Source organism: Rickettsia sp. TH2014, assembly GCF_019249195.1.
Classification (GTDB): domain Bacteria; phylum Pseudomonadota; class Alphaproteobacteria; order Rickettsiales; family Rickettsiaceae; genus Rickettsia; species Rickettsia felis.
Map to the genome: position 1 here is coordinate 1 of NZ_MXAX01000240.1, position 4,117 is coordinate 4,117.

The following is a 4,117-nucleotide window of genomic DNA, read 5'->3' on the forward strand; positions in this document are numbered from 1 at the left end:
CTAAAATTATTAGTATTTTTTATTGTTTTTTGGGCTTAGTTAGCAAGCCACGGGGGGTGACACAGTGGATTTTATCGGTCTACGCAACAATGCCTCCTCGCAATAACGACTTGGTCTCCATGGAATGACATCAAGTGTGGGATGATAATCTCCCATCTAATTCATTAGCAAAACTTGAAATATTACCTGCTCCCATCATAATTATCATATCGCCGGAAGATGCGTTATCTATAATAACTTCAACCGCATCATCTAATTCAGCTAAAAAATTTGCTTGGTCATGATGCTTATTTTTAGTAATCTTATTAACTAAATTTTGACTTGTAATCCCTTCTATAGGCTCTTCTCCTGCAGCATATATATCGGTAATATAGAGTATATCGGCATCATCGAAGCAAAGCATAAAATCATCAAATAAATGCTGCATTCTTGAATATCTATGAGGCTGAAAAATAGCAATAACTTTACCATTTTGCTTATCGGCTATATTTTTAGCCGTCGCAAGTGTTGCTTTGATTTCCTCAGGATGATGAGCGTAATCATCGATAACCACCGCCTTATTATATTCCGCTACTTTAGTAAATCTCCTCTTCACTCCTTTAAAATTATTAAAACCGTTTTTAATAGCTTTAATACCGAAATCTAATTCTATCCCAACGGCAATTGCAGCAAGACTATTTAAAATATTATGTCTTCCGGGCGTTGGAATAGTAATTTTTTCAATAATCGTTGTACCTAGTACATTTGGTAGACTAATTTTTACGTCAAAAGTAGAGGAGGCAATATCAGTATTAATATTAAACGCTATAATATGAGCATCTTCCGAATCGATTCCATAAGTAACAATCTTCCTTTCAGTAATATCATCTACTAACTTACGAACTATTTTATGATCTATACAACAAACTGCAAAACCGTAAAACGGCAGATTGGTAATAAAACTTCTAAAAGCAGCTATTAGTGTTTCAAAATCTTTATAATAATCTAAATGTTCAGGATCAATATTAGTTATTATCGCAATAGTTAATGGAATATGAATAAACGTCGCATCGGATTCATCAGCCTCCGCAATTAAATAATTACTTGAACCAAGATATGCATTAGTCGATTTATTATTTATGATCCCACCGTTAATAACCGTAGGACATAAACCGGCTGCCTCAAATAAACAAGCAACTAATGAGGTAGTAGTAGTTTTACCGTGCGATCCCGAAACCGCTACCGAACATTTTAACCTCATAAGCTCAGCGAGCATTTCCGCACGTCTAATGATAGGAATTTTACGCTCTAATGCCTCTTTTATTTCAGGATTATTTGAATTAATTGCTGATGAAATAACAACATACGAAACATTGGTAATGTTCTGCTCGGCATGTCCTAAAAATATCTTAATACCGTACGACTCAAGCCTTTTAGTATTATAATTTTCTACTAAATCGGAACCTTGTACTTTATAACCTAGATTATGTAATATCTCAGCAATACCGCTCATTCCAACGCCGCCGATACCTATAAAATGTATAGTTTCTAAAGTTTGATTAGTTTTTTTTAATTCAAGTAACAGCATCTAAGTTTAATTATTTAAAGTTGAGTTCTGCATATAGGTTTTTATGTAGGTTGTCAAGTGTTATAAAACGTCATTGCGAGAAGAATTACGTAGTAATTCGACGAAGCAATCTCAGCATGCTTGACAAGATTGCCGCGTCGAAATTATGTTTATCCTCGCAATGACATCTCTAAACATCATCCGCCCTATCATATTTTGCTTCGGAATAGAAGTTTCCTTGTAGCCCACCGACTTTTAAATCAATTAAAAATTTCGCTATTTCTCCGTTTTCTACAAATTCAGCTACTGTTTCAACACCTAAATCTTCTGAAATTTTAATTAATCTTTCTACAAAATACCTACTTTGTACATCACTTGTAATACTACGCACATATTTACCGTCAATTTTGATAATATCAATTGGTAAGCTTTGAAGTTGTTTAAAAGAAGTAAAGCCCGAACCAAAATCATCTAATGCAAATTTACATCCGCACTTACGTAGTTTATTAATAAATAAAGTTATTTTATCATAATTCTCATTGAAAGAAGTTTCTGTAATTTCAATAATTAAACGATCCCGAACATTATGAGCTTTTAATAAGTTTTCTGCTATTTCCCATAAAGCTTCATCGCCTGTTCCTATATTTGAAATATTAACGGCTAACATTAAGTTTGGGTTACGGGCAAGTTCGTGAACAGTCATTTCTAAAACAATTTGATCAATTATAAAAATTAATCCTTTATTTTCAGCAATAGGGATTATAGGACCTACGGAAATATAAACGCCGTTCTCGTCAGGTATACGAAGCAGACATTCATAATAATGAACTTTCATGGTATTGCGATCTATTATAGGCTGATAAGCAAATCGCATAGTCTTTTTTGCTAAGGCTTGTCGTAATAAGTGAAGCTGAAGATTAGATTTTCTTATATTTTCCAAATCATGTTCTGCAGGGCTATATTCACGGTAATAATAATTATTATTTTGTGAAAGTAACATATTTAATGTTTTTTCAATTTCTTTAGCATCATTACTTACTTTTGGAAATTTAATACTAGCAATATAACAATTCATATAAATTGCCGGCTTCTGTTCATTAATATAAAGCTGTGAAAATAAATATAATTTTCTAGCAAAATTTTTGATTAAGTCAGAATCAGTAGTATTTAGGATAAATAATATTCTATCTTTCTTTATTTTCTTAAACTTTGAAAAAATATTAAGTTCTTTGCTTACATCTTCAATGATTTGATCTAAATCTTCAATTATAAAATACTTATCCTGCTCTATAAATTCTATTTCATCATAATTAACTAATCTACACGCAAAACATACGCCTTGTTCCAATTTATCTATCTCATCTTGTAAATCTTTATAATCCGTTATTAATTCCGACATTGCCATTTTTATCATAAAATTATATACTTAAGGATATTAGGACATTTTTACTGTAAATGAAATAAAAATATGAACCGTATAGAAAGGATACAAGAAAAATTAAGTGTGTTAAAACCACATTTTCAAGAAATAATAGATGAAAGCTATAAACATGCTAGTCATTATGACGGAATTCACGGCCATATAAAAATAAGAATTGCTGCAGAAACATTACAGGGAAAAAGCCTCATTGTAAGTCATCGCACTATTAATAACTTACTTGCCGATGAATTTAATAGCGGCTTACATGCTTTATCTATAGAGGTAATATGAAAACAAATAATATTTTAAAAGTAGCCGTTGGAGCTAGCGTTGTCACACAAAAAGCCTTAAATAGTATAGTGGATAAAAGCTGTAGCATAATTGAGGATAAAATAATTAAAGGTAAGTATGCCACTCGCGAAGAATTTGAAAAATTACAAACTTTAGTAATAAAACTAAAAAAGAATTAACAGAGTTAAGCGGTAAATAATTAATCAACTAACTTTAGAATTTCCTATTTCTGCTTTTAGCTGTTTTATTTCTTCTTTAGATAATCCTGTGAACTCTATTATTTGCTGAACAGTTTTACCTTGTTTTAGCATCATTTGTATTAATTCTGCTTTACCCTCTGCTTTACCTTTTTCAAAATTTTCAGATAAAGCTATTTTCTCGGCATCTTCCATTAATTTTGCTCTTATATAGGCGTCGTATTCTTCGGGGGTGAGGTTGTGCATTTCAATTACATTATACGCATCTGATACTTTCTCGCTCTTTATATTTGCAGGTGGGCTAGTTTTGTTTTCTGCACACTTAAATAAATGTAGCCATTCATCTATAGTATTATCAAACTTATCTTTATCAAACTTTTTAAGCTCTATAAATACATAGGAAAAATCAAATAAATATTGCTTATTTGTTTTAGTTTCAAGCATTTTATGAAGACTTATACAAGGTACTTCGTTGTCAAACATTTTGGTCTTAATAAGCAAAATAACTATTACCTGTAATAAATCTTTATGCCTTATTCCTTGTGTCAGTTGCTGTACGTATGAATGAGCCGAATAATATGTAATAGTTGAGATTTAATCTTACATTTAGTAAAATTAAGATAATANNNAATGGAGGATTAGAGATGAATCTAAATCAAAAAA

At 31.1% G+C, this 4,117-nt stretch carries 4 protein-coding genes and 1 pseudogene; 2 read left to right on the forward strand and 3 right to left on the reverse strand.

The window, feature by feature from the left end; translation table 11 throughout:
* Positions 1-130: 130 nt before the first annotated feature.
* Positions 131-1,567 (reverse strand): UDP-N-acetylmuramate--L-alanine ligase, encoded by a 1,437-nt coding sequence (gene murC, locus KYQ89_RS04790; protein WP_218460640.1) that lies wholly within the window; start codon positions 1,565-1,567, stop codon positions 131-133.
* A gap of 169 nt (positions 1,568-1,736) precedes the next feature.
* Positions 1,737-2,960, reverse strand: a complete 1,224-nt coding sequence (locus KYQ89_RS04795; RefSeq protein ID WP_218460641.1) for an EAL domain-containing protein — start codon at positions 2,958-2,960, stop codon at positions 1,737-1,739.
* A 54-nt stretch (positions 2,961-3,014) separates the two neighbouring features.
* Here KYQ89_RS04795 and KYQ89_RS04800 point away from each other — a divergent pair, with 54 nt between their 5' ends.
* Both KYQ89_RS04800 and KYQ89_RS04805 read left to right on the forward strand, forming a co-directional pair.
* Positions 3,015-3,257 carry a BolA family protein gene (locus KYQ89_RS04800; protein ID WP_218460642.1) on the forward strand — a complete coding sequence of 81 codons (243 nt, stop codon included), beginning with the start codon at positions 3,015-3,017 and terminating at the stop codon, positions 3,255-3,257.
* Positions 3,254-3,456: pseudogene (locus tag KYQ89_RS04805) on the forward strand (hypothetical protein). Before KYQ89_RS04800 ends, KYQ89_RS04805 begins: the two are co-directional and overlap by 4 nt.
* 4 nt (positions 3,457-3,460) lie before the next feature.
* Here KYQ89_RS04805 and KYQ89_RS04810 read toward each other — a convergent pair.
* The gene (locus tag KYQ89_RS04810) at positions 3,461-4,048 is read right to left on the reverse strand and encodes an Rpn family recombination-promoting nuclease/putative transposase (RefSeq protein WP_371920413.1); all 588 of its coding nucleotides are present in this window, start codon (positions 4,046-4,048) and stop codon (positions 3,461-3,463) included.
* Positions 4,049-4,117 lie beyond the last annotated feature (69 nt).

What these genes read in the sequence shown, in the direction of transcription:
- KYQ89_RS04800 (WP_218460642.1), top strand. Translation starts at nt 3,015, where the DNA reads ATGAACCGTATAGAAAGGATACAAGAAAAATTAAGTGTGTTAAAACCA.
- KYQ89_RS04795 (WP_218460641.1), bottom strand. Translation starts at nt 2,960, where the DNA reads ATGATAAAAATGGCAATGTCGGAATTAATAACGGATTATAAAGATTTA.
- murC (WP_218460640.1), bottom strand. Translation starts at nt 1,567, where the DNA reads ATGCTGTTACTTGAATTAAAAAAAACTAATCAAACTTTAGAAACTATA.